At 46.8% G+C, this 24,827-nt stretch carries 22 protein-coding genes; 12 read left to right on the top strand and 10 right to left on the bottom strand.

Annotated elements, in window-relative coordinates; genetic code table 11:
* Positions 1-74: 74 nt before the first annotated feature.
* The 3 genes from AC58QT_RS00630 (at position 75) to AC58QT_RS00620 (ending at position 2,949) form a co-directional block, all read left to right on the top strand.
* Positions 75-869 (top strand): AraC family transcriptional regulator, encoded by a 795-nt coding sequence (locus tag AC58QT_RS00630; RefSeq protein WP_497407306.1) that lies wholly within the window; start codon positions 75-77, stop codon positions 867-869.
* Positions 870-956: 87 nt separating this feature from the next.
* Complete coding sequence (locus tag AC58QT_RS00625; protein ID WP_310226646.1) at positions 957-2,108, top strand: MFS transporter; 1,152 nt, start codon at positions 957-959, stop codon at positions 2,106-2,108.
* Positions 2,109-2,157: 49 nt separating this feature from the next.
* Positions 2,158-2,949: a 3'-5' exonuclease gene (locus tag AC58QT_RS00620; protein ID WP_310226643.1), complete on the top strand. Its 792-nt coding sequence runs from the start codon at positions 2,158-2,160 to the stop codon at positions 2,947-2,949.
* A 199-nt stretch (positions 2,950-3,148) separates the two neighbouring features.
* Here AC58QT_RS00620 and AC58QT_RS00615 read toward each other — a convergent pair whose 3' ends face one another.
* Complete coding sequence (locus AC58QT_RS00615) at positions 3,149-3,523, bottom strand: hypothetical protein (RefSeq protein ID WP_497407305.1); 375 nt, start codon at positions 3,521-3,523, stop codon at positions 3,149-3,151.
* Positions 3,524-3,756: 233 nt separating this feature from the next.
* Here AC58QT_RS00615 and AC58QT_RS00610 point away from each other — a divergent pair, with 233 nt between their 5' ends.
* From AC58QT_RS00610 to AC58QT_RS00600, 3 genes are all read left to right on the top strand, one after another.
* Positions 3,757-5,316, top strand: a complete 1,560-nt coding sequence (locus AC58QT_RS00610; protein WP_497407304.1) for an SWIM zinc finger family protein — start codon at positions 3,757-3,759, stop codon at positions 5,314-5,316.
* Entirely contained in the window at positions 5,313-8,288 is a 2,976-nt protein-coding gene (locus AC58QT_RS00605) for a DEAD/DEAH box helicase (protein ID WP_497407303.1), read from the top strand. Before AC58QT_RS00610 ends, AC58QT_RS00605 begins: the two co-directional genes overlap by 4 nt.
* Positions 8,289-8,802: 514 nt before the next feature.
* Positions 8,803-10,263, top strand: coding sequence for a stalk domain-containing protein (locus tag AC58QT_RS00600; RefSeq protein ID WP_497407302.1), 1,461 nt, complete (start codon positions 8,803-8,805; stop codon positions 10,261-10,263).
* Between the two features lie 64 nt (positions 10,264-10,327).
* Here AC58QT_RS00600 and AC58QT_RS00595 read toward each other — a convergent pair whose 3' ends face one another.
* A complete protein-coding gene (locus tag AC58QT_RS00595; RefSeq protein WP_497407301.1) occupies positions 10,328-11,827 on the bottom strand; it encodes a DHA2 family efflux MFS transporter permease subunit in 1,500 nt (499 codons plus the stop codon).
* Positions 11,828-11,971: 144 nt separating this feature from the next.
* On the opposite strand from AC58QT_RS00595, the gene AC58QT_RS00590 reads away from it, so the two are divergent.
* Together AC58QT_RS00590 and AC58QT_RS00585 are read left to right on the top strand one after the other, a co-directional pair.
* Complete coding sequence (locus AC58QT_RS00590) at positions 11,972-12,625, top strand: TetR/AcrR family transcriptional regulator (protein WP_497407300.1); 654 nt, start codon at positions 11,972-11,974, stop codon at positions 12,623-12,625.
* A 4-nt stretch (positions 12,626-12,629) separates the two neighbouring features.
* Complete coding sequence (locus AC58QT_RS00585; protein ID WP_497407299.1) at positions 12,630-13,469, top strand: helix-turn-helix domain-containing protein; 840 nt, start codon at positions 12,630-12,632, stop codon at positions 13,467-13,469.
* Between the two features lie 94 nt (positions 13,470-13,563).
* On the opposite strand, the gene AC58QT_RS00580 is transcribed toward AC58QT_RS00585, so the two are convergent.
* The gene (locus tag AC58QT_RS00580) at positions 13,564-14,976 is read right to left on the bottom strand and encodes a HEAT repeat domain-containing protein (protein ID WP_497407298.1); all 1,413 of its coding nucleotides are present in this window, start codon (positions 14,974-14,976) and stop codon (positions 13,564-13,566) included.
* Between the two features lie 124 nt (positions 14,977-15,100).
* Positions 15,101-15,745, bottom strand: coding sequence for a PAQR family membrane homeostasis protein TrhA (gene trhA, locus AC58QT_RS00575; RefSeq protein ID WP_497407297.1), 645 nt, complete (start codon positions 15,743-15,745; stop codon positions 15,101-15,103).
* 58 nt (positions 15,746-15,803) lie between these two features.
* Between trhA and AC58QT_RS00570 the strand changes: the two genes are divergently transcribed.
* On the top strand, positions 15,804-16,067 hold the full coding sequence (locus AC58QT_RS00570; RefSeq protein WP_497407296.1) for a hypothetical protein: 264 nt from the start codon (positions 15,804-15,806) through the stop codon (positions 16,065-16,067).
* A gap of 275 nt (positions 16,068-16,342) precedes the next feature.
* On the opposite strand, the gene AC58QT_RS00565 is transcribed toward AC58QT_RS00570, so the two are convergent.
* From AC58QT_RS00565 to AC58QT_RS00555, 3 genes are all read right to left on the bottom strand, one after another.
* A complete protein-coding gene (locus AC58QT_RS00565; protein WP_497407295.1) occupies positions 16,343-16,696 on the bottom strand; it encodes a hypothetical protein in 354 nt (117 codons plus the stop codon).
* A 157-nt stretch (positions 16,697-16,853) separates the two neighbouring features.
* Positions 16,854-17,480, bottom strand: a complete 627-nt coding sequence (locus tag AC58QT_RS00560; RefSeq protein ID WP_497407294.1) for a glycerol-3-phosphate acyltransferase — start codon at positions 17,478-17,480, stop codon at positions 16,854-16,856.
* Positions 17,477-18,571, bottom strand: a complete 1,095-nt coding sequence (locus tag AC58QT_RS00555) for a glycosyltransferase (RefSeq protein ID WP_497407293.1) — start codon at positions 18,569-18,571, stop codon at positions 17,477-17,479. Before AC58QT_RS00555 ends, AC58QT_RS00560 begins: the two co-directional genes overlap by 4 nt.
* Positions 18,572-18,743: 172 nt before the next feature.
* On the opposite strand from AC58QT_RS00555, the gene AC58QT_RS00550 reads away from it, so the two are divergent.
* From AC58QT_RS00550 to AC58QT_RS00540, 3 genes are all read left to right on the top strand, one after another.
* Positions 18,744-18,974 (top strand): hypothetical protein, encoded by a 231-nt coding sequence (locus tag AC58QT_RS00550; RefSeq protein ID WP_497407292.1) that lies wholly within the window; start codon positions 18,744-18,746, stop codon positions 18,972-18,974.
* Positions 18,975-19,011: 37 nt separating this feature from the next.
* Complete coding sequence (locus AC58QT_RS00545; protein WP_310226607.1) at positions 19,012-19,764, top strand: hypothetical protein; 753 nt, start codon at positions 19,012-19,014, stop codon at positions 19,762-19,764.
* Between the two features lie 569 nt (positions 19,765-20,333).
* Positions 20,334-21,188, top strand: coding sequence for a helix-turn-helix transcriptional regulator (locus AC58QT_RS00540; RefSeq protein ID WP_497407291.1), 855 nt, complete (start codon positions 20,334-20,336; stop codon positions 21,186-21,188).
* 29 nt (positions 21,189-21,217) lie between these two features.
* Here the strand turns inward: AC58QT_RS00540 and AC58QT_RS00535 are convergent, their stop codons facing one another.
* The 3 genes from AC58QT_RS00535 to AC58QT_RS00525 all read right to left on the bottom strand — a co-directional run bounded on the left by AC58QT_RS00535 (position 21,218) and on the right by AC58QT_RS00525 (position 24,826).
* Entirely contained in the window at positions 21,218-22,126 is a 909-nt protein-coding gene (locus tag AC58QT_RS00535; protein WP_497407290.1) for a phytanoyl-CoA dioxygenase family protein, read from the bottom strand.
* Positions 22,127-22,188: 62 nt separating this feature from the next.
* Entirely contained in the window at positions 22,189-22,986 is a 798-nt protein-coding gene (locus AC58QT_RS00530; RefSeq protein ID WP_497407289.1) for a response regulator transcription factor, read from the bottom strand.
* A 1-nt stretch (position 22,987) separates the two neighbouring features.
* Positions 22,988-24,826, bottom strand: a complete 1,839-nt coding sequence (locus AC58QT_RS00525) for a sensor histidine kinase (RefSeq protein ID WP_497407288.1) — start codon at positions 24,824-24,826, stop codon at positions 22,988-22,990.
* Position 24,827: the final 1 nt, after the last annotated feature.

Genomic DNA, 24,827 nt, shown 5'->3' with positions numbered 1-24,827 from the left:
CGAAAGGTAGTAAAATAAATGCATTCATGCACATAACTATTTGCACTATTTTACATAGAAAGGCAGTGAAATTTATGTCTATTTTCACATCGCACACCCTAGAACTCACGACTTACTATGGAAAAGTACATTGTGAAGTCAATTGGAAATGGAGTCGCGAGAATGACCCCTTCACCGACTATGATTTCTGGTATGTATGGGATGGTGAAGGTGAGGTCACTTTAAATAGTAAGGTTTACCCTGTACGATCCGGGGATTGCTTCCTCTTCAAGCCAGGTGACCTTACTCGAGCAAAGCATAATCCTGAACGCCCATTGACCGTGACTTACATCCACTTCACTGCCACTGGAGATTCTTCTCTACTTGCGTCTTTGCCGTCATTTGTGCACTTCGATCCTGCAGAATTCCATGAAACCTATCTAGATCGATTCGTTCATGTTTGTCTGACTCAAGCATTTGGTCATGAGGAAGAAGCGAAGGGGTTGCTCCGGCTGATTCTCTTGCTGTTTGAACGTCAAGCACCCGCTCATCAAACTTTAGGTGACCCAGCCAAACGATCACTGAACAAGGTGATCATGGATATCGCGGCTCACATTCGGCAGGATCCCGGGCGACAACATCGCATTCAAGATTTAGCCAAGGAAGCCCATCTCTCCCCGCGCTACTTCTCTCTTAAGTTTAAAGAAATTATGGGACAAACCATTGAATCATATCTCATTCACAAAAGAATTGAGCGTGCAACTTATTTGCTAAAGCTTGGAATGAATGTAAGTGAAGTCGCAGAAGCGCTTGGCTATCGCAGCATTTATTTCTTTAGCCGCCAATTTAAACAGGTTACCGGGATTCCGCCTTCTGGGATACGATCTTGATAAAATATTTTTGCATCTTTTACACAACATGATAGAATGTACCTTTACAACAACATGCGCTAGTTCATCAAGGAAGGTTAGGTTATCATGCATTCATCCAACTTATTAAGATCATTTAACTTTATGTACTTTGCTTTACTTGCACTATTCGTTTCATTTTTGCCTGTTTACTTAGACGCACAAGGACTTTCCACCTCTCGAATTGGGCTCATTATCGGAACTGGTGGCTTCATCGCGATTTTTTCCCAGCCGTTATGGGGGATGATTAGCGATCGTACGAAAACCATTAAGAAAATTATGTTACTTCTTCTATTTTGTTCAACGATCATCGGCTACCTGCTGTATGACTCCAAGAGCTTTATTATTCTGCTTCTATTTACAATGCTTCTCTACTTTTTCTTAATGCCCTTAGATCCATTAACGGAAAGTCTTAATTTCCAGACAGCCGAACGTCTTGGCACTAGCTATGGCTCCATCCGTACCTTTGGTGCAGTCGGCTATGCCGTCATGTCGCTAATCGTCGGTTATGCCGCACAGTACTTCGGAATTCATAGCTTAGCTTACCTATTTGGCGGTATTGGTATTATCTCCCTCATCATTTGTTTGGCTTTACCGGATGCACCAGTAACGGGTAAACCGATTTCACTTCGTAGTCTTCGCAATTTTCTTGGAAATAAAGAAACGATATGGTTCATGGTCCTCATTTTCATTTGTGCCGTTCCACAACGGATTAACGATACATTTCTAGGGGTTTATATTCGAGAATTAGGCGGCAGCAATCATCTCGTGGGTATTGCTTTCTTCCTAGCAGCTGGCAGTGAAATTCTAGTATTTGCTTTAAGCTTCTGGTGGCTTCGTAAAGGTAAAGAATTAGCATTAATCTCTTTCGCTGCTTTCTTCTATTTTTTGCGATTCCTCGTCAGCGCTTGGGTGACCGATCCCCATGTACTCGTTGCGATCCAGCTTCTCCAAACGTTCACATTCCCTATTTTCTATTCGGCTGCGATTCAGTATTTATATCAGATTGTCCCTGAAGAGTGGCGTGCTACAGGACAAACCGTGCTTGCTATTATCTTCTTCGGTATTTCGGGTATTGTCGCTTCTTACTTAGGCGGATGGTTCTATCAACAGTTCGGAGGACACACATTATTTATCTGGGTATCGGTTATGTCATTCTCCGGTTTCTTGTTCAGCCTAGCATTACGTGCCGTGTATCGGAAACAGAAGCTGGCAACCTAAGCATTTTCTGATAAAATGATAGGATAGAGATGAAACGGGGGCCCACAGCATGGATTACATTATATTAGATATTGAATTTAACGGCCGTAAGTTCGCTAGTGATTTACCGATGGAGGTAATCGAGATAGGCGCTGTTCGCCTAGACGCTTCCCTTCAGCAAGTCGATGAATTCTCAGCATTGATCAAACCAGTCTATTTTTCCAAACTAAATGCTTTTATTAAAAAGAAAACGGGAATTCCCCAGGAAGATATTGATGAAGCAGCTGGTTTTCGCAAAGTTATTACTGATTTCTTGGAGTGGCTGAATCGGAGTGAGGAACTGTTGCTGGTCACGTGGGGCGGCGAAGATGTCAAACGAATCGTCTTTGATACGCGCATGCACAAGCTGGACGATGCCTATTGGATGGCTGTAGGTTATTTTGATTTACTCAAAGGCTTCACTCGTTTCAAAAAAGTAACCAATGACGTCAGTGTAGAAGCCGCACTTCTTGATCTTAATATCGAAGCAGAAGGATCTGCGCACCGTGCTTTGGATGATGCCCGCATGACAGCGGAAGTGTTCCGCGCAATCTTCACAGATCTCGACTTTGATCGTAAGCAACAATACGTGGATATGTTTACAAATGCGAAAGAACGGCGGCTGATCAAAACAGCCGTAAAGACCATTACAACACAGAAAGTCGTTCCTACCTGGGAGCTATTTGTTGAAAAATATTTCGCAGATAAAATCGAGGCTGCCGATGCCAAGAAGATCGCCGAAATGCAGACGTTGTTCGCGGCGGAAGTCGCCAAAGGCGTGCCTGCCTCGAAGCCAGCAGGGAATTCTGCAACAACGAACTAATCCATAAAGGGATCGTCGTTCCACATGAAGAAGCAATTGTTTCATAATTGCTTCTCCGCGGATCGAAGATCCCTTTTTACATGTTGAATCTACAAAACAAAAAGCCAATCTACCGAATAAGCTTGCTGCGCAAGTTATCGTGTATATTGGCGGTCGCACATCTATGAGTTCTATCGTTATACATTTACGCATAGCACGTTTACAGCTGATCCACACCTAATCGGTTCGAATAGGATCCATGAATCACTTTGTCTGTAGTCGTCTTCGTATCGTTGGATTGTAGAGAAATCAAGCTATCCGTTAACTCCATAAACCATTGCTCATCCTTGATTTCAAGGGCGATATCGATCATACTGCGAACACTAGCTTCTGTATCCAAACCACTTGTTGGCAATGCCTTCACACTAGAAAGCTTCACTTCAATAAGATGCCCAATGATTTCGTCTTGATCGGACGCGATGACATGTACGAACGCGATTCCATGCTGCCAAGCAATCGCTTCTACATACCCATGAACCATTTCATCTTCACTTGTTGTTGCGACAACCCAATCACTAATTGCTACGTTCAACATACGCCTCGCCACCTTCACTAGAAATGTTACTGCATACTGTAATTATAATTATTACAGTATATAAAGTCAAGTGATCGTTACACGTTGAAGAAACGCCCCTCTCCTTAAGAGGGATAGGTCTGAACTTTGTAGTTGGGCAATTATAAATTACCTTTGTAAAATTTACAAGTTGATCTCAACATTTTATAATAGAGACATGTGTTCCTATTGTAAGCAGCCGAAGGAGTTTATTCATGTCTTCTACACCTGTTTTGAACGATGACCAATGGTCGAAATTACTTGAATATGTAGCTGAAACGTATAATGAAGTTACGCTAAGTCGAGGCTTTCATTTTTATAAACAGCAGATGGTCACATCTTTACTTATTACAACCGAGCTCAAGAAGGTTAATGCTGTCGTGGAAGAGTTTGGGGAAAAATGTAGGGTCGGGATTGATCTCAACCAGCTTAAAGCCAGCTCTTGTACTTGCCCTGTTAAGACAGCTTGTAAGCATGTAGCCGCAGCTTTAATGGAGCTGGCAGATCGACAAGGCTATCCCGCTTCTCAAATAATGAATGCCAAGATGGCTTTGAAACGGGTGGCCGCTCAATCCTCTTCGGTATCCTCATTAGAACAATTACCAGGGATGACTGTAGATGGCTGGCACAAATTCATGGAGCATTACACCTATCATCTCAAGCCCTCCTACGATCAATGGAACTATGTTGAATTACTGCGAGGACAATTCGCCAATCTCAAACGAACAGCAATTCCATTCTCCGAGACGGATCTGTTTTACTTCGATTTGCATCAAAGGCTATTTATCTTACGCAAAATTGTAGAACAGAACGCACAAGCTGGTGTCACGTTCTACACAGCCGCTACCATTTATCACTTAAGTGATGAGCTTGATGATTGGTTGAAAGAATCTGTCAGCGTTACGTTGGATGCTAGTCAACACACGCAAAGATTAACCCAGACCTTCACCTATCTTCGTGCACAAATGGCCATTGAATCGCCGAAAAAACTGCATCACTTCCGGATATTTTCGACGTTATGGGCTTTTAAAGCCCCAGAGAATGAAGGCTTACTAGCCGCGGAAGTGGCTGCTTTCGAAGCGATGGAAGCTGCTGAGCTCTCTCTTTCGTTGATTGCAGGACGAGCTTTCCTGTATCTCCGCCAATCAAAGTCTGATGAAGCTTGGAGCACCATTACATCCCATGCATCTTTCAAAGATGCGCCATCGCTTCTTTTCACACCATTTCTTGCGTACTTGGAATTTGTTCAAAAGTGGCAAGAAATTGTACATTGGCTGCGCAGATTAAGTTCGTTCTATAGCGGCAAAAGGCACCATGACATCGAATCCTATGCCGCTTATTGGAAAGTCGCGATTGCTCACGTTCCTGATGCAGATGACTTGATGTGGGAGTCGTTAGTGGAACTGCTGCCTGCCTCCTATCGCATCATCGAAGCGTTCTATTATGAACAACGCAAATGGAAATCATGGATCGAAATGCAGATAGCGCAAGGGTATGACCCGTTCACACATCGCGTGAATGTTCTGCAGCCTATTGAGAAGGAGTCGCCTGAGCTACTCCTCCCTTATTATCACCAAGCGATCGAACACTATATTCGACTTAAAAACCGACATGATTACAAATCAGCCGTAAGGCTTTTGAAACGCTTAGAGAAAGTTTATAAAAAATTGAAGCAACCCGAACGTTGGGAAGCATTCTTCACCCAATTCGTCAGTCGATTTAGCAGGCTGCGCGCCTTGCAGGAAGAATTGAAGAAAGGGAAGCTGCTAGAATGAGTACCAAATTGCATGAAATGTCACTATGTATGTCCCTAACGGATGGCGGCGATGCCTTGCTTTGGGGCTTCAAAGATGGAAGAGACGTCTCCGGCGATCACTTCCGGAAGTTGCTGTTCACCTGGCACGAACCTTCCCTCTATGGCACCCTGCTTGAGACCCAGCAAGCTGGTGAGCTGACTATAACAATTCTCCCTGTGGAGCAAGTGCTCCCTTTCTTTGCAGCTCCGAACTTCATCGACATTGCGAGTTGGGAAATGGGCACCGATTCCGCACAATGTATGCTGCAAGTAGCTCCTCTCCTCTATGAAGCTGCTTCAAAAGGTCAGTATATTCCGAGCTACGAAGACTTCCGCAATGGTCAGTTAGTTTGGACGTGGGATCGCAGTGCTGAAGAACTCGCGGCTATAGATTGGGCTATGTTAGATAACATGGATGACCTTGGCCAGGGTTTAAAAGGATTGCGCGCGGCCTTCTCAGCGGCAGTCTTTAAATCTCATTATGGGGATGACGCCGCTATGGCGGATTTGCGCCGTGACTATCCAGCATTATTCTCGGCTAATCGCAAGTCGAACGTAGCTGACGATTCACCTGCAGCTTTTACAGAAAATGAATGGCTCTCCACTATGGGATGGCGTCCGGATCTAGCCCCGTTCCGCCCAGCGTTGCAATTGCTTGAGCCCGATGAACTGGAAGACGAGTGGCGACTACGACTCGTTCTGCAGGACAAACATGACAGCACATTGCTCACACCAATTCGTTTGCATGTGGATGGAACAGCTTCAGGTGCATGGGCATCCGAATGGAGCCCGTTCGTGATGGAGCGCGCCCCTGGTTGGGTTACGCGTTTGCTAGAAGCGCTGCCTCGCATGGCCGACGACGGCGAACTGCTCGCTCATCCCATGAGCGATGATTCGGCTTGGACGTTCCTGACCAAGGACAGTCGCATCTTGCTGGAAGATGGCTGGAACGTTATGCTCCCTGCTTGGTGGGAAGCCGCTGCCAAAAGAAAGCCTAGACTGAGCGCTAAGGTCGCTGCTGACGCCGGCGGAGGAGCTGGTGGCGGTGGCGGTAAAACCGAGTCCTTGTTCGGAATGAACTCACTCGTCAACTTTGATTGGCGGATTGCTATCGGAGATTCCGAATTAAGCGAAGCAGAATTCAATAATCTGCTCAGTCGTAATGAACGACTGATTCGTTTCCGCGGACAGTGGATCTATTTGGATCCTGCCTTCTTAGATCAGATTCGCAGATTGATGGATAGCATTGATCCGGCTGAGGGCTTGTCCCTGCAAGATATTTTCCAGCTTCATTTATTAAGTGAGTTGGAACGAGATAAGGCCAAATCCTCATGGGATGGTGATGGCATACCTCCCGACGATATCGACCCGGAAGAAGAAGCCCGTCTGCAGCTAGAGGTGGAACTAAATGAGCATCTCTTAAAGATCTTAAGGCAGCTAGCACAGCCTTCCGATCTTGAGCTGCTCCCTGTACCGCAAGGACTGCGCGCTGAGCTGCGAAGCTATCAGCACCAAGGGTTTACTTGGCTGAGTTATCTGCGTAAATTCGGGCTCGGCGCTTGCTTAGCTGATGATATGGGACTTGGTAAAACCGTTCAATTCATCACCTATTTATTGCAGCACAAACCCGTTTCTGAGCAGCCTGCACTTCTCATTTGCCCTACCTCTGTACTTGGTAACTGGCAGAAGGAACTGGCACGCTTTGCTCCAGAGCTTAACGTTATGCTGCATTATGGGAAAGGCCGATTGAGTGGCGGCGCTTTGGATGATGCTTTACAAGGCATGGATATCGTCCTCACTTCGTATACGACAGCCCTCATGGATCAAGAAACGCTTCAGCCCTACACATGGAGCTCTCTCTGTTTGGATGAGGCACAGAATATTAAAAACGCGCAAAACAAACAGTCCGCCGCCATACGTTCGTTGAACGCCGTTCATCGCATCGCCCTCACGGGGACGCCAATTGAGAATCGATTATCAGAGCTTTGGTCGATTTACGATTTCCTGAATCCGGGCTACCTTGGGAATCAGCGCGGCTTTCAAGTTCGCTTCGCGAACCCCATCGAGAAACATCAGGATGCGGAACGAACCGCGCAGCTTCAGCAGTTGGTTAAACCTTTTATGCTGCGCCGCAAAAAGAAAGATCCTGCTATCCAACTCGACTTGCCGGATAAGCTGGAAATGAAGGTCTACATCAACTTAACCGCCGAACAAGGCGCGATGTACGAACAGACCGTTAAGGACCTGATGGAGCGCATGAAGAAGCTCGAGGGTATAGAGCGCAAAGGCGCGATCCTCGGCGCTCTGACACAGCTGAAACAGCTGTGTGATCATCCGATGCTGCTCACGAAGGAAGCAGAGCTGGCTGAGGAGATGCTGCAAAGTGAGGATGGGCGCGAAGCGCTCGTGCAGCGCTCCGCGAAGCTGGAGCGGCTTGTTGCGATGGTCGATGAGCTGCGGGACGAGGGCGATTCGTGCTTGATTTTCACGCAGTATGTGGGCATGGGCCGCATGCTGGCGGATGTGCTCTCCAAGCAGCGCGGAGAGCACGTGTTCTACCTCAACGGGAGCACGCCGAAGCAGGAGCGCGACCGCATGATTGATCGGTTCCAAGCCGCCGAAAGCGATGGACCGAATATTTTCGTGCTGTCGCTGAAAGCCGGCGGCGTTGGGTTGAACTTGACCGCGGCGAACCACGTGTTCCACTTCGACCGCTGGTGGAATCCCGCGGTCGAGAACCAAGCGACCGACCGCGCCTATCGGATGGGCCAAACACGCAACGTGCAGGTCCATAAGTTCATTTCACTCGGCACACTCGAGGAACGGATTGACGAGATGCTCGAAAGTAAGATGAGTCTAAGCGACAATGTCATCTCCTCTTCCGAAGGCTGGATTACCGAGCTTTCGAATGATGAACTGCAGGATTTATTCACCCTGCGGAAGACATGGTAGTGTAAGATGAGCAATCTCAGCGTGGATTTATCTGCGTGGGGATTGCTTTTTTGTGCATGTGGGGGAGGCCAACGGGCCTACAAGTGTTGTGAAGGTTGCGCGTGAGCGCTAGCGAAGCAAGGACTTAAGGCCCCAAATGGGCCTTATTCCCCCGCGCCAGCCGGACGAACCTGACTTTAGCGCCCGTAAAGGGCGTTAAAGTCCTCTGTTCGCCGGCTTCTCGGCAGCTCCGGGCACTTTAAGGCCCCAAATGGGCCTTATTCCCCGCGCCAACCGGACGAACTGGACTTTAGCGCCCGAAAAGGGCGTTAAAGTCCTCCGTTCGCCGGCTTCTCGGCAACTCCGGGCACTTTAAGGCCCCAAATGGGCCTTATCTCCCCCAGTTGGTTCTCCATGCCTACCTTCCCCCACACACTGCGTCATAAACGCCATGTCTCATCCGAATGGTATGTTAAGCTGTCTATATTTCAGCATGTTTCGACATGCTATTCAATTGACTAAAGGAGACCCATTTATGTTGTATAGGAAATTATTTATTCCAGCCACTTCCCTACTATTAACTGCAGCACTTGTTGCCGGTGGTGCACCTGCGCCTGCATCTGCGGCCTATTCCCCATCTGTGAATGCAGTTACGAAATTAGTTTATGCCGCAGGCAAAAACTTCAATGTTCCAGTCGTTACGGTTGATCTCACAGATCCAACGTTGGAGCTCGTTCCTGCCCTAGCGGATGGCGGGATCGGTCATGATGAAGCGATGCAAGCCATCGTAGAGCGAGAGAACGGAGTCGCCGCGATTAATGGTACTTTTTTCAACGCCTATGAGTCCAATCCTTATATCCGTTACCCGAACGGGACATTGCTAAAGTCAGGGGAACCCATGCATTCTGGGGAGAATCAGACGCTGTTTCTGAACAAGGATAAGGTGCCCGACATTCAGTTCGTCAATCTCGACATTGCGATTCGCACTAGCGAAGGTGGCGGCACTTACACAATTAATCCTTGGGGGATTAACAAATATTACGGAGACACGAGTACGGACCAGATTGTCTGGTATACGCAAGATTTTGGTCGTTGGATCGGTTTTCCCAATGGGACTAAAGTCGTGATCAGCGATGGACTTGTGACTCAGATTACACAAGATTCTGTATCGGTACCGAATGGCGGATATGTGCTATTTGTCGGTAACAGCGCCAACAATAAGCAAAATGTCCTAACCAAATTAGATGTCGGCGACAGAATCACGAAAGATATTATCGCTAAGGGTGAAGGCGGAAGCAATCTCGATGCCAAAACATGGCTGTCCGCCATTGGTGTTGGGCCTAAGCTCGTTACGAACGGCGCCTCCGATATTAATGTGAAACGAGATGGATTCACAGACCCTAAAGTTACACAATCTTCCGCTGCCAGAAGCTTCGTTGGCATTGATAGCTCGAATCGTCTTGTGATGGGGACCGTTCCGAGTGCAAGCTTGTCCGAACTTGCTTCAATTGCGATCGCACTAGGGTTAAAAGAAGCCATGAATATGGATGGCGGCTCCAGCTCAGGTCTTTATGCGAATGGCACGATGATGTCTTATCCGGGTCGAAAGCTTAGTAACGTGCTCGTTGTTCGCAAGCTAGACAAGCCTAAAGTTCAAATCGATATTAACGGTCAATACATTTCGGATTTTACGGGTTTCATCGACAAGGAAACGACGGTTGTGCCGATTCGTCCTTTTATAACAGCGATGAATGCTACTTTTGCCTGGGATACAGCAACTAGAACGGCGACCATTACCAATGCGGGTGTCACTTTGAAGCTGAAAGATGGAAGCTCCGTCGCTACGGTAAATGGAAAGTCCGTCTCAGTCCCTGTCCCTTTGCAAATCATGAGTGACAGCCGGATGTATGTCCCGCTTCGCTTAGTTGCCGAATCGCTCAAAAGCACGGTCGAATGGAATAGCAAGCTGTACCGCGCCTCCGTTCGCTTGCCTTAATACAAAAAGACAGCTCGTAAGTAGCGGAATCCACTACTTACGAGCTGTCTTTTCTATAGGAACCTTAGTGCAGTCCCTCTAACGCTACATCTGTACGCGTTTCTTGATGTGCTTCTGTTTTGCCTCGACGTAAGAAGAAACCAAGGACAACCCCGCACAGTGCGATAACCATCATACATTTGAAGGTATATCCGAAGGCATCCGGAGCTACTGTTAGCATCGACTTTTGCATGTCTGCTGGCGATCCCATAGGTAGTTTCTGCTCTGTAATCAACGTTGTAACACGTGAAGTCAGAATCGTCACCACGATCGCAACACCGAACGAGCTAATAACTTGCTGCATCGCACTTGTCAACGAAGTTACCCGGCTGACAAGGTCTTGCGGTGCTTTTTTGATCAAATGAGAGTTAATTGGCATCATCATGAGTCCCATTCCCGCACCTGCCATAGCTAGCGGTAGAATGAGATCCGTTCTTTGGACGCTCAAATCCATCAGTGAATATTGGAAAATCGCCCCTGAAACCAAGGTAAGACCGATGACAACTAACCAACGCACGCCGATTTTATCAAATAAATAACCGCCAATTGGCATCATAAGTCCAGAAGCGATGGCTTGTGGGAACAGCGTCAAACCTGTATCAAACGCACCGTAACCACGGGCTTGCTGTAGGAATTGTGGCAGAAGGAAGATCGCCCCGAACATACAGAATTGGATCACCCATTGAATGAAGATACTAAATGAAAAATCAAATGATTTGAACACGCGAAGCTCAAGCAATGGAATTTTCGTTTTGAGCTCAACAATAACGAAGGCAATCAGGGCAAGTGCCCCAACGATGATACCACCAAGCGCTTTATCGGACGTCCAGCCTGAAGCGCCTTGTGAGATGCCGTAAGATAGCGATGCGAATGCAATCGGACCCAAGATCATCCCTGGCAGATCGAAGCCAGCTACCTTTTTACGAGCAACAACAGGCAATTTCCAATAACCGAATATCAAACTAAAAATACCAACGGGTAAGTTAATAAGGAAAATCCAGTGCCAGGAGTGGTATTCAACTAACCAGCCTGCCAAGATCGGCCCCACTGCTGGAGCTAATAGAATAGGTACGCCTAGCATACCCATGACTTGCCCGATTTTGCTAGGAGGACTAAGTCTATATACGTAAGCCATTGCGACAGGCATAACAAATCCTCCGCCTAAACCTTGCAAGATGCGGAAAAAGATTAGCATTTCGGCTGTGTTTGGCGTCGCACATAAAAGGGAAGCAATTGTGAACAGCAGTACGGATGTCAAAAAGACATTTTTGGCTCCGAACCTATCTGATAACCAACCTGCTAAGGGAATTACCGCAGCGGATGCCAGCATGTAGCCTGTAACCGCCCATTGAATCGTAGGTAAATCTGTTTTAAAGTCAATGACCAACTTCGACAAAGCAACGTTCATTGCTGTCGTGTCGAGGATAACCATGAATATGCCTGAAATAATTGCGATTAGCGGCACGAGAATGCTCGTAATCTTAAACTCCGGCTCTGTTCCACCGGATACAGCGCTTTGACTCATTCCTAACTCCTCCTTAGACAATCTCTCTCTTCACGTGTTACAATAGTTACGGGACAATTGTCCGCTATCTCATATTACGGACAATTGTCCGCAAAGTCAAATTAATTTTTCATGGACGATCTCTCGACCAGGAGGAACGAAACAATGAAACATCCAGATGAGCATCATCCCGAAATTTGTGAACCCGATAAGGAAGCCACACCTCCTATCACCCGACGTGGAGAACGAGATACGGAATACCGTCGCCGCATCCTTTCTGCCGCTCGTTCACTTCTGGAAACGAATGATATAGATCATGTAACGATGCATCAAATTGCGAAGGAATCCGGCGTGGGTCAAGGCACGTTGTACCGTCGTTATACGCATATTGGCGATGTATGTAGTGACCTTATAAAGTCCACAACCACACGATTTATCGACTCGCTTGAGGCGAAGTATACACTGACAGAATCCACCGAATCTGGCATGGCTCAAGTGTCCGCCTGTATTCATGATGCCATCGATTTCGTCGATGAGAACGTCACGCTTCTGTCCGTCATCTCATCCATGCATGCGGACAAACGAAGCGTCAGCATTCACAAAAAGCCATTCTTTATCAGGCTCAACAATATCCTAGCTCCACTCCTACACCATGCGGTTCAGCAAGGTGAGATCGAAGCAATTGATGTCACTCTGACTGTCAATACGATCCTCATTTCACTTTTTCCAGAACAATATTTGTACCATAAAGACGTTCTTGGCTATACGAAAGAGGAATTTACGGATGGCATATGTCGACTCTTTGTAAAGGGAATATAAATTTATGAAATCAGATATGAATGCTAGCCAGCGCACCTTTTGGAACAAATATATTGCGAAAGCTAGAATCGATGTCGATTACCCTTCTTACACGAAAGTATCACGCAGTTGGAATGATGAGATCCCTGCATGTCCGGTCAATCGGCTATATTTTATTATGGAAGGTGAAGGGTTTCTTAAAATAGGTGATCAAACCTACTACCCGCGGCCCGGTGAGCTTTACATCCTTCCTGCTGGCAGCGACCAAGCCTATGGGACGATTAGTGATCATACGTTCGGCAAGTATTGGTTCCATTTCACAGCGAAAATTGGGGATTTGGATCTTTTTCAGATCGTGCATACGAACCCCTTCATCGTCGTCAAGGATCCAGCAGCGCTCCAACAAACGTTCGAGAAGCTGATCGCGTATCGGCGAAGTGATGCTTTATCAGCCGAATTCCGAGTCACCGGCATCATCCATGAGCTGATCGCTGAATTTATCGAGAGCAACACTTCCGTAAAGTTGAATCTAGCAACGACACCTACGCATGAGAAAATGAATGGCGTTCTGCGTTACATGGAGCAGCATATGGCAGATCAGGTTTCAATCGAAACGTTGGCCCAACTCGCTCACTATCATCCGAATTATTTTATTAACGCGTTCAAACAATTTACAGGGTACTCTCCAATTCAATATATGAACCACCTTCGCTCGGAAAAAGCAAAAGATCTGCTCCTCACGACGGAGCTGAATGTCTCCCAAATTGCCGATTCATTCGGCATGGAATTATCTTATTTTTCCCGTATGTTTAAGGAACAAACGGGGTTTAAGCCAACGGCGTTCCGCGATTTGCGGCCGCGATAATGTTCGGGTTCGTTAGCACGGCCCCGTAATAGCAAAAAGAGATCCAAGCGCAGCGATCGGCGAATGGGTCTCTTTTTATTAATAGACGGTTAGCTTAAGGATAAAAAGCATTCTTTGCTGTCGTTGTCGGGCACCAACGCGCGTCTAGCAAGAACTTAATGAGTGTATCCTTCGCTCGCTCCGTTCCAACGTAGCGCAAGGATTCCGCGGCATGTGCACGAACATAGCGGTTTTCGTCATCCAGCGCGACTGCCAATTGAGGAATGGCTGCCTCTGCATGAGCTCCTAGACGGGACAAAGCTAAGCTGGACATAAATCGTACCTGCGCGCTTTCATCTTGCAGCGAGTTAGCTAAACAGTCCACGACTTGAGCGTGTCCTTCTTCCATTAGTCCAAGAGCATCCACAACTGCGCAGCGAATCGTCTCTGAAGGGTGCTGCATTAAGTTAACAAGTGCAGATACAGCCTCGCTAGCAAATCCTCTCAGCTCACCGAGAGCGAACACGGCGTGCGCGATGATCTCTTCAGAACTCGCTTCCGTTAAAGCTGCAACCAAGCCGCTCACAGCTTCGCTTCCCGCAACGGATAAACCATATGCGGCAATGCGAGATACATTTTTATCGTCGCTACGAAGTGCTTGAAGCAATGCATCTACACCTTGCTGACCGCTTGCCGCAAGCTCATAGGCAGCATTAATTGCATCTGGCTCAAAGTTACGCAACGCCGCTGCCAATTCTTTGATCCGATCTGGAGTAGAATCAATTGTATTGGCGATACTGCCGACTTGTCCGGACAACCAATTCCACGTCTCTTCCCACATTAGATCATGCTCTGCAATCGGCAGTTGCAAGCCTTCCGGATTGCGCCATTCACGCTCTTGATTGTTCCAGCTAGGGGAAAGTGGCAGCTCCGTGCGCATGAATTCGAACTTCAGCATATAGCGAGGTTGGCCTAACACGTTTGGCGTGGAGCGGTGCCATATATCATAATGGATCAACGCGAAAGTCCCCGCTTCCCCATTAGCCAACACCTCAGCCTCTTGTTCATTGCCTTCAAAAGTACGAGATTCATAGTTTTGTGTGCCTGGCAGGATGCCAGTCGGTCCTAATTCCACAGGTGTATCTTGTGGGAAATACATAATCATCGCCCATTGCGGGTGATGGTTGCGCATCCTTTTATACCCCCAATAACTATCTTTATGCCAACCACCAGCTACGCTAGATGCATTGAAATGTCCATGGCGATGTGCATGCATCATATAGTTAGGTCCAAGCACACTCGTTAACGCACCTGTTACAACGGGATGATCAAATACTTTTCCCAATTCACGTATACGAGGTAAAAGGTTGTTACCTGGATTGCCTTCTTCGGTATACACGGTGTTCAATTGCTCCACTAGACTTTCATGGAATTCACGAGGGAAATCTGTTTTGAGAATTAGACAACCGTTCGTAATAAATGTTCTCATTTGCTCATCGGTAAGTAATAATGGTGTATGGCTTTGCATGGTCGCTGCCTCCTTGGCATGTAAGGAATAAGTGGATCATGCTTTTATTATATGAATGTTGAATCGGACATTAAATAAACAATCTTAATCCGTGCTAGCACAAAATTAAGGTATTATTATCCTCTTATAGAAGTGCGGGCATAACGTAACTATATACAGCTATGAAGTGGCTAGCACTTCCAGCCAGGACAAAGAGATGCCAGATCGTATGGTGATAGCGTAATTTGTGCCAAAGAAAAAAAGGTAATCCTGCCATATAGCTCACCAATCCGAGTGCAAGCCAGGTGAAGGCCAAGTGAGGCAGTCGCACATATAAAGGTATGATGACCAGTACCATGAATGCGGCCATAACCATATAGACCAGCAGCCCCCATGGCATAAATTTTGAAATAATGACATGTACATATCGTACACCGCCGAAGGCTAGCGCCCAAATGACGATGAGCAGTTCTATCGCTAGTCGGCTTTGGATGGTGATCAGCAGGAATGGCGTATAGGAGCCTGCCATAGCGATGAAAATCGCGGCGTGGTCCAGCTTTTCGAAGCGTCTAGCCCACTTGGGCGAGCGAACGCCATGCAGCAGTGTCGAGGCGACATAGAGTAGACAAAAGGAAGCACCGAAAACCACGTTGCTTGCTGTGTACAACCCATTTTCAAAAAGCGCAGACCTCTGCAGCAACAGTATCAGCCCGTAGACGCTCAAACACACGCCAATCCCATGACTGACCGTGTTTAAGCGTTCTTCTCTGCGTACAATTGGATCCTCCATGAGCCGGGACACCCCTTTCACATGTATGTCCTAGTTTTTCCCAAGGGGGGGAGCGCGTATGTATGATTGTTTCATTTCGTGTAGGCGCTATGCTAGCGGGGCTGAGCTACTCGAATTTTTCGTGTATCTCAGTGCTTTTCGCGCTGGCACGGCAGAGATACTCGAATTTTTCGTGTATCTCAGTGCTTTTCGCGCTGGCACGGCCGAGTTACTCGAATTTTTCGTGTATCTCGCTGCTTTTCGCGCTGGCACGGCCGAGCTACTCGAATTTTTCGTGTATCTCACATTTGTTGATGCAAAAGTGCCACCGCCTTTTCCGTGATCATAAATTTATGGCATCTACTCGCACTCCCGCCAACTGAGCAAATGAACTGTTTTGATTCCAGATCACGTAATACTTTCCTGCACGACTCTTTCGTTAGCTGGAGCCAGCCACATACTTCTGCTAATCCAAATGGTTTATTGCTAAACAAAGAAAGTCTCAACACTTCCCGCTCGTACACCGGCAACTGGTGCAACACGCCACCCTCCATACTGCCGAATCGGCCAATCCATTCGAACAAATTCCGCTGGCAGAATTCTGGTCTTTTCTCTAATTCATCTCGGCTGTACGGGAAGTATGTGTACCCCAGCATTGCAACGGAACGTGCTCGCGCCCTTTCGAATGAGAACCGCTCTCTCGTGATTTTCTCGGCATGGGTAATGAAATTTTCCTCCTCGAACACGATTCGCAGCTTGGGATGGCACACGTCCCCCATATATCTTCACGCCAGACAAACTTAACATCTCAAATTCAAGTTCCAAACTTTCGAATGTCTTGAGAACAGGTAGCAGCACCGCCTCCAACAGCTTTTTCGTTCCCGTTAAATCTCGTCGCAGCATCTCCAGTCTCTGACCTTCTGCATGCCGAATTTGCTCCAACCAAAAGTCTTCATACACGTTCTCAAACATACTAACCACCTCCTCCGAAAATAAAAACGCCGCCAGCTCCAACAAAGGGAGCTAACGGCGTGTGCTTCACGCTTTACACGATTGATATCTTCAACATATCAAATTCCTTGATAATTAGCAAAGCAATCCTATCAAAAGGTTGATATTCTGTGAAACGTCAATCTCCAGTCCCTTCCCCCTGCTTACGCTTTCGACGAAGCAAAGCCCTTAATTCCTTATGATGCTTCAACATAATCAGAAGCGTATTCCCGCCCCAAACCCATAACAGATCAGCCGCTGCATCCCTCACATAAAGATACACGCCTAAGAGCAGCATCCCGATCACAACCTGCTGACCATCCACTTCCGAGGAAATGGGTTTCCATTTGTTGATGACCTTCATTCCACCCAGCATGACTGCCAAAATAACAGCCAATGCAAGGGACACCTCAAACTGTGTCAACCCACTCCAGACGCCGAAGGTGACAGCGATGGCTTTGCCCCCTTTTCCACGTAAGAATGGAGAAAACGCATGCCCAAAAATCGGCGCAAGCGCGATGGGGATCAATCCGTACCCAGACATCCCGCCAGCCTCAACGGCCAGTAAGATGACTACATATCCCTTTGCAAAATCGAGTAAGATCCCGACAATCCCCAGCCTATACCCTGCTGCTTTCCACAAATTGAGCGCTCCGGGGTTGCCGTCTCCAACGGTTTGGAGGTTTTTCCGAGCCAAGCGACCCAGCCAATAGCTAAACATCAACGCACCTGATACAAAAGCACAAAGCGTCCACAAGATGATCATTGCTCTCGCCTGCTTCCTACTTTAACTTGCCGCCCTTTCCAGGCTACATGCCCGAGAAACACGACCTGATACATCGAATACAGCATGACTACAATGAAAAACAACGTCGATACAACGTGCAAAACAGGTGTGACAACGCCAAAAATACCAACGTATTTTACAAAATAAAAGAGCTGTACCATGTACATGAAGTAGCCAATCAACAGCGGAATGCCCCATGAAGTTGCTAGGAAAAAGGGAAATGCTGAAGAGACAATCAGCCCGACGGCCCAAATGGCCGTTAGTGTAAGTGTGCCTGCTTTGAGCTTAGACGTTCCTAAAACGGCGCCTTTGCCGAAGCCTTGGATCTGGCTTTTCATCCCTTGAGGGTACATCCGAAATGAAACGAGTCCATAGCCAATAAAATTATTGACCGGGATACCTGCACTTGCATATGTTGCGCCGAGATTCAGATCATCCAACATTTCCGCCTTAATGCCTTCATGGCCTTTGATCGATTCATAATCTTCCCTAGTCGTCAAAATACAGGACCCATAGAGGCCCTTCTGTGTATTCTTTTTCTCAAAAGGTGAAGTAAATGCGAATACGCCGAGCACATTGAAAATGAGCGCCAGCCTCTCTCTAATATTCTCCGTATAATGGTAGGGAACGACGGACAGCACGCCGCCTAATTGATTTCGCGCATGAACCAGACATTCTAACGCTCGAGGTGCAAATCGGATATCCGCATCTAAAAAAGCAATGAGATCACCCGTCGCGTGGGAATAACCATTCCAGACTGCCCAGTTTTTGCCCGTCCACCCGTCTGGCAGCCTCGGATTGGAGATTACAGTAACACCATATTGTTCAGCAATTTCCTTCGTATGATCATCCGAAAAATCGTCTACGACAATAATTTCATAGGGCACTAAAGTTTGAATCTTCAAGGCGTGAAGAAGGTGGGGTAGATTGTCCGCTTCATTCCTAGCCGGAATAATAATAGATAGCTTAACCTTATGGAGAGCTTGATCGGTTTTGCGAGGTATCACATGTCTTCTAAAAATCAAGAAACCAGACAGACATCCTATGACACATAAGATTAGAAATGCCATCCTTCGAACTCCTCCTTCACATCCCAGTGTCGACGAATCCTGAACGATCCCTGTGATCGCTCGAGACATACAGGCTATATAGATGTATATGAAAGATCAATCGCTCTTCATGCGAACAATTCACTCGGTATGTTATAATAATGCTTATCACCTTATTGGAGGCATCCTTATTATGAAAATTTATGTCATCCTCTCTTTTGATGGGGAAACACTTGAGAATGTTTATGTCGGTCCCGATGAGGAAAAAGCGCTTGCGTTCAAGCCTGCCGATTTTGAAAATTGCGATGCACTATTCGTGGAAATCTGGGAAGATGGGGAAAAAACCGATGATTTTCGCTTAGAAGAAGACGAGGACGAAGAATCGGAAGAGGAAGATGAAAATACGGAAGAAGAAGTGAAGTAGGCCTTCCCTCTAGCTGACATAGAAAGGTTGATTACATATGGATTATGCGTTCGCGATTCAACCAGCTGCGTTTACTCGTTTTGACGAAGAGTCCGAGCTGATCGAACAATGCAAAGAATGGGGATTAGTTTCTGAAAAAGCAACAAAAGCGAAAGCCTTCTTTTATAAAGGGAATAGCCTTAATGTGGCATGCCATATTGTGGGTCTCGTAGATCCCATGACGGCAGTCATTGAATTGGATACAAAGCAGCTGCATTGTATTCACCCCTCTTATTTGAAGGAAATGCAGGCTGCGAATTACAGCCAGCGTGGAGCAGCGTTAGCAGAAGACGCTTCCGCCACGGACGAGCTTGAAGCTGCTGAGCCGGAAGCCAAACCGGCCAAAGCAACAAAAGCTGCTAAAGCTGAAGTAAGTTCCGAAGACGGACAAGCAGCTCCTGTAGAAAAAGCACCCGCTAAGGAAAAAACAAAAAAAGAGAAAGCACCTAAACTGGAGCTTCCTGAAGAGAAAGTGAAAATGAAAGCAACGGTTACGGAGTTTACGACTGTACCGAACAATTTTTCGGATACCGATGATGAAGTGATTATCTACGAAGCGGTATCCATCTTAGACCCAGCTTTGGACATCGGCACTGCTTGGTCGAGCCACAGCGCAACGCTGAAAAAGCTTGAACTCGCCGTCGGTGACACCGTTACCTTCGAGTGCAAAATCGTTGCTAAGAAACTAAGCAAGCATCCCGTGCCGTATAAGATCAACAATCCGGGGAAGATGCAGAAGGTAGCGGAGTAATTTGAGCTTCAGCCTCCAAGGGGGCTGAAGCTTTTTGGTTTGCATGGCGGACTGCGCGGCTAGCACGATGGCGCTATTCCCTTCGCTGCGCTCGCTTTTCAGCCGCTTCGGGCGCTTTAACGCCCCAGAAGGGCCTTATTTCTTCACGCGGCGGCTGCTAACTCACTTTAGCGCCCTAAAAGGGCGCTATTCCCTTCGCCGCGCTCGCTTTTCAGCCGCTTCGAGCACTTTAACGCCCCAGAAGGGCCTTATTTCTTCACGCGGCAGCTGCTAACTCACTTTAGCGCCCCAAAAGGGCGCTATTCCCTTCGCCGCGCTCGCTTTTCGGCCGCTTCAGGCGCTTTAGCGCCCCAGAAGGGCCTTATTTCTTCACGCGGCAGCTGCTAACTCACTTTAGCGCCCTAAAAGGGCGCTATTCCGTTCGCCGCGCTCGCTTTTCGGCCGCTTCGGACGCTTTAACGCCCCAGAAGGGCCTTATTTTTCTCCCCTCACCCACCTCCTGTTGCCAAAGGCACTCCGCAAACTCAACCTCACATGCTATAATAAGCATTGAGAAAGGTGCTGATCCCATGGCTCCCAACCTGACAACCATGCAGCCGGCAGAAACGATCGGTATGCTTGCCGATTATCATTTTCCACCCTACATAACGTTAGCGCATATGTTCCATGCCCCGCAGGGATGGGCGATACGCAATCGAGAGATGTCGCAGTTCATTCTCCAATATGTCGTCGATGGTTTTGCTCACTATCCCGTTAACGATATTCCCTATGAGACGCGCCGCGGTGATCTCTTATTTCATCGTCCGAATGAACGCCACTCGATTATTAAAGAGGACCATAGTCCTTATGTGTGTATTTCACTGGTGTTTCATTTTGGGACGTCATCTTTCCCCTACGAGGAATTATTCAAACATAAGCATCTGCTCGGGAATTTCGCGGACCATCCGGTGGAAACGATGTTGTCTCAGCTTGTTTCGCATTATCGCCAGCCAGGACTCCTGCATCAGATGCATTGCCAAAGCTTACTCATGCGGATTCTTGCTGAAGCCGCTCAAGCCATCGAATCCAACACGACTCGCACCAAGACTGACTCCCTCACCATGCCCAAACTCGTCTTAATCAAGAACTATCTCACCGAGCACTACAGCCGAGAAATCCAAATTAAAGAATTGGAAGACGTTTCTGGTCTGAGCAAAAACTATATTTTGACCTTATTCCGCCAACATGTCGGCATGTCACCCATGCAGTACCTGACATGGATTCGCATCAACAAGGCGAAGGAGTTGGCTATACACAGCAGCTTATCCTTCAGTGAAATCGCCGATCGTGTCGGCTATTCGGATGTCCATACATTCGGCCGTATGTTTAAGAAAAAAACGGGGCAAAGTTTAACCCAGTTTTGTTCGAATTTGATCTATTCTTAACTAGTTCGGAGGAACGGCCTCATCTTTATTTAAGCACGCCAATAATCTGAATGTGCATATCGGTAAGTCTTCGGCGCTTGCTTCTTCCCTATCGCAAATGCGCCTGTTGGCTGATAGTCATATGGTGTTTCTCCGGACGTATAGGGCGCTGCTTTGCGCTTTTCGATGCAATCAACGAGCATATGCTGCTTCAACGATAGATACTCTAGCGTATGCGGCCCAAAGTCCGCTTCAATCTCACCTGGACGGAACTCGTAATAGACTGTACGGCGAAGCGCATTGCCATCTCCTTCAGGTGAACCATGGAGCAATTGAATATTGTGGAAAATCACATCCCCTGGATTCATCGGTACGGGTACCGCATCGCTGACATCGAAGCCCGGGCGCCCAATACGCTCCTCGGCAACCTCAGCCACCCAATGATTCGAACCAGGTATTACCCACAAACAGGACTTCAGATCAGCTTCATCCATATAAAAATCAACATTGAAAATCGGTCGTGGATCTGAACAGCCCACAGGTACTGAAGCATCGCGATGCCAAGGCACGCTGGCCGCTTGATTCGGGATTTTGACAACTAAAGAATCCCAAGTAGGAATGAAGTTAATCCCTTGAATTTTCGCGACAGAACGCAAGATGAATGGATGTGCAAGCAACACCTTATTCGCCTCTTGCTTGTCGATAATATACTCGGTCCGCCAATATTTGCGTTCACCATTTTTCCTCACACGGTAGTAATAATCCTCATCACCGCTTCCAGCCATCCCAATCTCTACAGCCTCCATCGTTTGTTCCTGTAAACGTCGAAGCTCTTCTCCAACCACTACATTACGAATGACAAGAAAGCCATTATCCAGGAAAAATTGGGCTTGTTCACTCGTGATCTCCTCTTGCAATAAAGCATCAGCTTCCGGTATTTGAATCTCTTGTTGGCTCATTTATACAACCTCCTCAGAAATCTTTCATACCTTTACTTTACTGCAAGAATCAGAGAAAATCTTTAGTCTAAACAGGCATTATGGTTGCCAAAAGCACACTGTCCACTTTGATATTCCTTTGGTGTCATGCCGACTGACTTTTTAAACAACTTCGTAAAATAAACTGGATCCGAATAGCCCACAAGGGAGCCGACTTCATACATTTTCACATCTGGGTGATCCTCTAAAATATGCTTCGCTTTCACCATTCGCAAGTCCGTGACATAGTCCGTGATCGTCTTGTTCGTTTCTCTTTTAAACAATTTACACAAATAACTAGGATTCAGCCCTACTTTCGCAGAGAGCTCATTCAACTCAAAAGCCTGATTGAGATCTGACTCCAGCATGCGAATGACATCCGCAATTATTTGCTTCTTGTGCACCTTAGGCTCAGCAGGCATGTGATTAGTGCTTTCCTGTTCATCCTGAACAGGCACACTCAAGCGCTCCCCAACCCTTTTCAACACTTGAAATAATTCCTTCTTGTTCACTGGCTTCGACAAATATTCTTCCACACCGAACCGAATCGCTTGACGGGCATACTCAAACTCATTAAAACCACTTAATAGAATAATATGCGCATCCGGATACTCCGCTCTCGTTTTCTCAATCAGCTTCATCCCGTCCATCATGGGCATTTTGATATCGGTGAGGAGAACCTTGCAATCCCCCGCTTCCCAGGCGCTCATTTTATCTAAAGCTTGAATGCCATGTGCACATAATCCAATGATTTCTATTGGTAAACCCATTCCTTCAATCATGGCCTGCAGACCAAGGCGAATCCGCTGTTCGTCATCGACAATCAACATTTTCATCGTCATCTCATGCACTCTCCTTCCATGCCTCTAGTATGGGCAAGACAATCGTCACCGTTGTGCCAACTTCGATTTCACTGTCCACGCGTAAACCGAAAGGGGCACCATATTGCAAAATGATACGCTCATTCACGTTGGCAATCCCGATGTTTGAACGATTTTCTTGCTGCACACCTAGCATTGCGTTTCGAATAATTCGCAGTTGCCCCTCTTCCATTCCGCACCCATTATCCCTAACCGTGAAATAGATCGCCTGTTTATCTTCGTAGGAACTAATCGTGATGAGGCAATCCTCTTCTTTCATTTCAAACCCATGCAAAATCGCATTTTCCACAATCGGCTGAAATAAGAGCTTAATAACGGGGTAATTGAGATGCGCCTGACTGATGTTCATAGCAAGCTGTATGTCCTTTGAGAAACGAAAGTTTTGGAGCGCAAGATATTGATCTAAATGATCAAGCTCCTTTTTTATCGTCACCTGATCCGTTCCTCGCAATATGCCATATCGCAGCAATTCGCCTAAATTGTAGGTCATTTCTGAGATCTCATAATCTCGCTTTACTTCCGCCGTCATGCGTATGACTTCCAGCGTATTATAGATGAAATGAGGATTAATTTGATGTTGCAGCGACCTCAGTTCTGCCTCACGTTTGCGATTCTGTGTCTGATAGACTTCTTCCACCAACTCATTAATTCTTCTAATCATATTATTAAAATGCTTCGCTAGTATGCCAAATTCGTCCGAGTACTTCACGGAGATTTGGACATCCAAATTTTCCTTATTCACCTGCTTCATCGTCCTCATCAGCGTCCTTAGCGGCCGCGTCAACGCAATTGCAATAATGGCGGATGTCACTAAGGCGACGGTGATCGAGAGTAACACGAGAATCATCGTGAAATCCCGTGTCACCCTTGTTTCCTCTGTTAGATGATCCACAGGAATAAGAACGATTTGTTTCCAGCCCGTCACTTCAGAAGTCGTATAAGAGGTCAAATACGTCTTCCCTTCGATCGTTACCTTAAAACTTCCTTGTGCACCAACAGCTTTCTGTACGAGATCATTGCCTGCTACGTTCGTTGAAATCCATTTCTGCTCACTATCGTAAATGACTGTATTCTGATCATCGATTACCATCGTTCGGCCTTTGGTTACCGCATCTAGTTCACGCACGGCATCTGCAATAACCTGAATTCTAGAATCAAAGATAATCATTCCAATTCCTTCCAGGGAATTCGTATTCTTCAATTCTCGCGCGATCGAAAAGTAATATTTATCGGTTTGACCCATCCTCATTTTTTGGGTAGAGATCACAATAGAGGACCCTTGGGCATTACGCACCTGCTGCCGTAAATCTACGGCCTGCTGCCGAATATCGGCCCGAATCGTATCATTTTTGGTACTGTCGTACATGTTGCCATAATTATCAAAGATGTAAACGGACTCCGTATCATTCTTTAAACTATTTAAACCTTTGACGAAGTTCTGGAGGCGGTTATTCTCTTCGACCGTTTTATTGGGATTGGCGAGCGACTCCTGAATATCCTGCATATAAATTTGACTACCCGTCACACGCTTAATATCAGATACGTACTGGTCAACCCGCTCCAAAATTTTCTGTGATATTTGGTTCACGTAGAGAGCCGTGTTCGTCTCTATAGACTTAGAATAACTAGAATAGGAGATCATCGAGATCGCAACAATCGGCACCGTGATCAAAATAACAAAAACCGTAATCAGCTTTTGAGTAAGTGATAGCCTGATAATCCAATGCCATATATCGCTTAACACAACAGGTTCCCCCCAGCTATCTAACAGAAATGTAAGCCCTTTCTTTTGTAAAGCCAAG

The organism is Paenibacillus sp. J31R109 (assembly GCF_059692055.1).
Note: the sequence above shows the minus strand (reverse complement) of the source record. Positions and strands in the feature narration are given on the sequence as shown.

What these genes read in the sequence shown, in the direction of transcription:
- AC58QT_RS00590 (WP_497407300.1), top strand. Translation starts at nt 11,972, where the DNA reads ATGAAACATCCAGATGAGCATCATCCCGAAATTTGTGAACCCGATAAG.
- AC58QT_RS00585 (WP_497407299.1), top strand. Translation starts at nt 12,630, where the DNA reads ATGAAATCAGATATGAATGCTAGCCAGCGCACCTTTTGGAACAAATAT.
- AC58QT_RS00605 (WP_497407303.1), top strand. Translation starts at nt 5,313, where the DNA reads ATGAGTACCAAATTGCATGAAATGTCACTATGTATGTCCCTAACGGAT.
- AC58QT_RS00550 (WP_497407292.1), top strand. Translation starts at nt 18,744, where the DNA reads ATGAAAATTTATGTCATCCTCTCTTTTGATGGGGAAACACTTGAGAAT.
- AC58QT_RS00580 (WP_497407298.1), bottom strand. Translation starts at nt 14,976, where the DNA reads ATGCAAAGCCATACACCATTATTACTTACCGATGAGCAAATGAGAACA.
- AC58QT_RS00555 (WP_497407293.1), bottom strand. Translation starts at nt 18,571, where the DNA reads ATGGCATTTCTAATCTTATGTGTCATAGGATGTCTGTCTGGTTTCTTG.
- AC58QT_RS00630 (WP_497407306.1), top strand. Translation starts at nt 75, where the DNA reads ATGTCTATTTTCACATCGCACACCCTAGAACTCACGACTTACTATGGA.
- trhA (WP_497407297.1), bottom strand. Translation starts at nt 15,745, where the DNA reads ATGGAGGATCCAATTGTACGCAGAGAAGAACGCTTAAACACGGTCAGT.
- AC58QT_RS00625 (WP_310226646.1), top strand. Translation starts at nt 957, where the DNA reads ATGCATTCATCCAACTTATTAAGATCATTTAACTTTATGTACTTTGCT.
- AC58QT_RS00540 (WP_497407291.1), top strand. Translation starts at nt 20,334, where the DNA reads ATGGCTCCCAACCTGACAACCATGCAGCCGGCAGAAACGATCGGTATG.
- AC58QT_RS00620 (WP_310226643.1), top strand. Translation starts at nt 2,158, where the DNA reads ATGGATTACATTATATTAGATATTGAATTTAACGGCCGTAAGTTCGCT.
- AC58QT_RS00535 (WP_497407290.1), bottom strand. Translation starts at nt 22,126, where the DNA reads ATGAGCCAACAAGAGATTCAAATACCGGAAGCTGATGCTTTATTGCAA.
- AC58QT_RS00570 (WP_497407296.1), top strand. Translation starts at nt 15,804, where the DNA reads ATGTATGATTGTTTCATTTCGTGTAGGCGCTATGCTAGCGGGGCTGAG.
- AC58QT_RS00595 (WP_497407301.1), bottom strand. Translation starts at nt 11,827, where the DNA reads ATGAGTCAAAGCGCTGTATCCGGTGGAACAGAGCCGGAGTTTAAGATT.
- AC58QT_RS00615 (WP_497407305.1), bottom strand. Translation starts at nt 3,523, where the DNA reads ATGTTGAACGTAGCAATTAGTGATTGGGTTGTCGCAACAACAAGTGAA.
- AC58QT_RS00600 (WP_497407302.1), top strand. Translation starts at nt 8,803, where the DNA reads ATGTTGTATAGGAAATTATTTATTCCAGCCACTTCCCTACTATTAACT.
- AC58QT_RS00545 (WP_310226607.1), top strand. Translation starts at nt 19,012, where the DNA reads ATGGATTATGCGTTCGCGATTCAACCAGCTGCGTTTACTCGTTTTGAC.
- AC58QT_RS00560 (WP_497407294.1), bottom strand. Translation starts at nt 17,480, where the DNA reads ATGATCATCTTGTGGACGCTTTGTGCTTTTGTATCAGGTGCGTTGATG.
- AC58QT_RS00565 (WP_497407295.1), bottom strand. Translation starts at nt 16,696, where the DNA reads ATGTTTGAGAACGTGTATGAAGACTTTTGGTTGGAGCAAATTCGGCAT.
- AC58QT_RS00610 (WP_497407304.1), top strand. Translation starts at nt 3,757, where the DNA reads ATGTCTTCTACACCTGTTTTGAACGATGACCAATGGTCGAAATTACTT.
- AC58QT_RS00530 (WP_497407289.1), bottom strand. Translation starts at nt 22,986, where the DNA reads ATGACGATGAAAATGTTGATTGTCGATGACGAACAGCGGATTCGCCTT.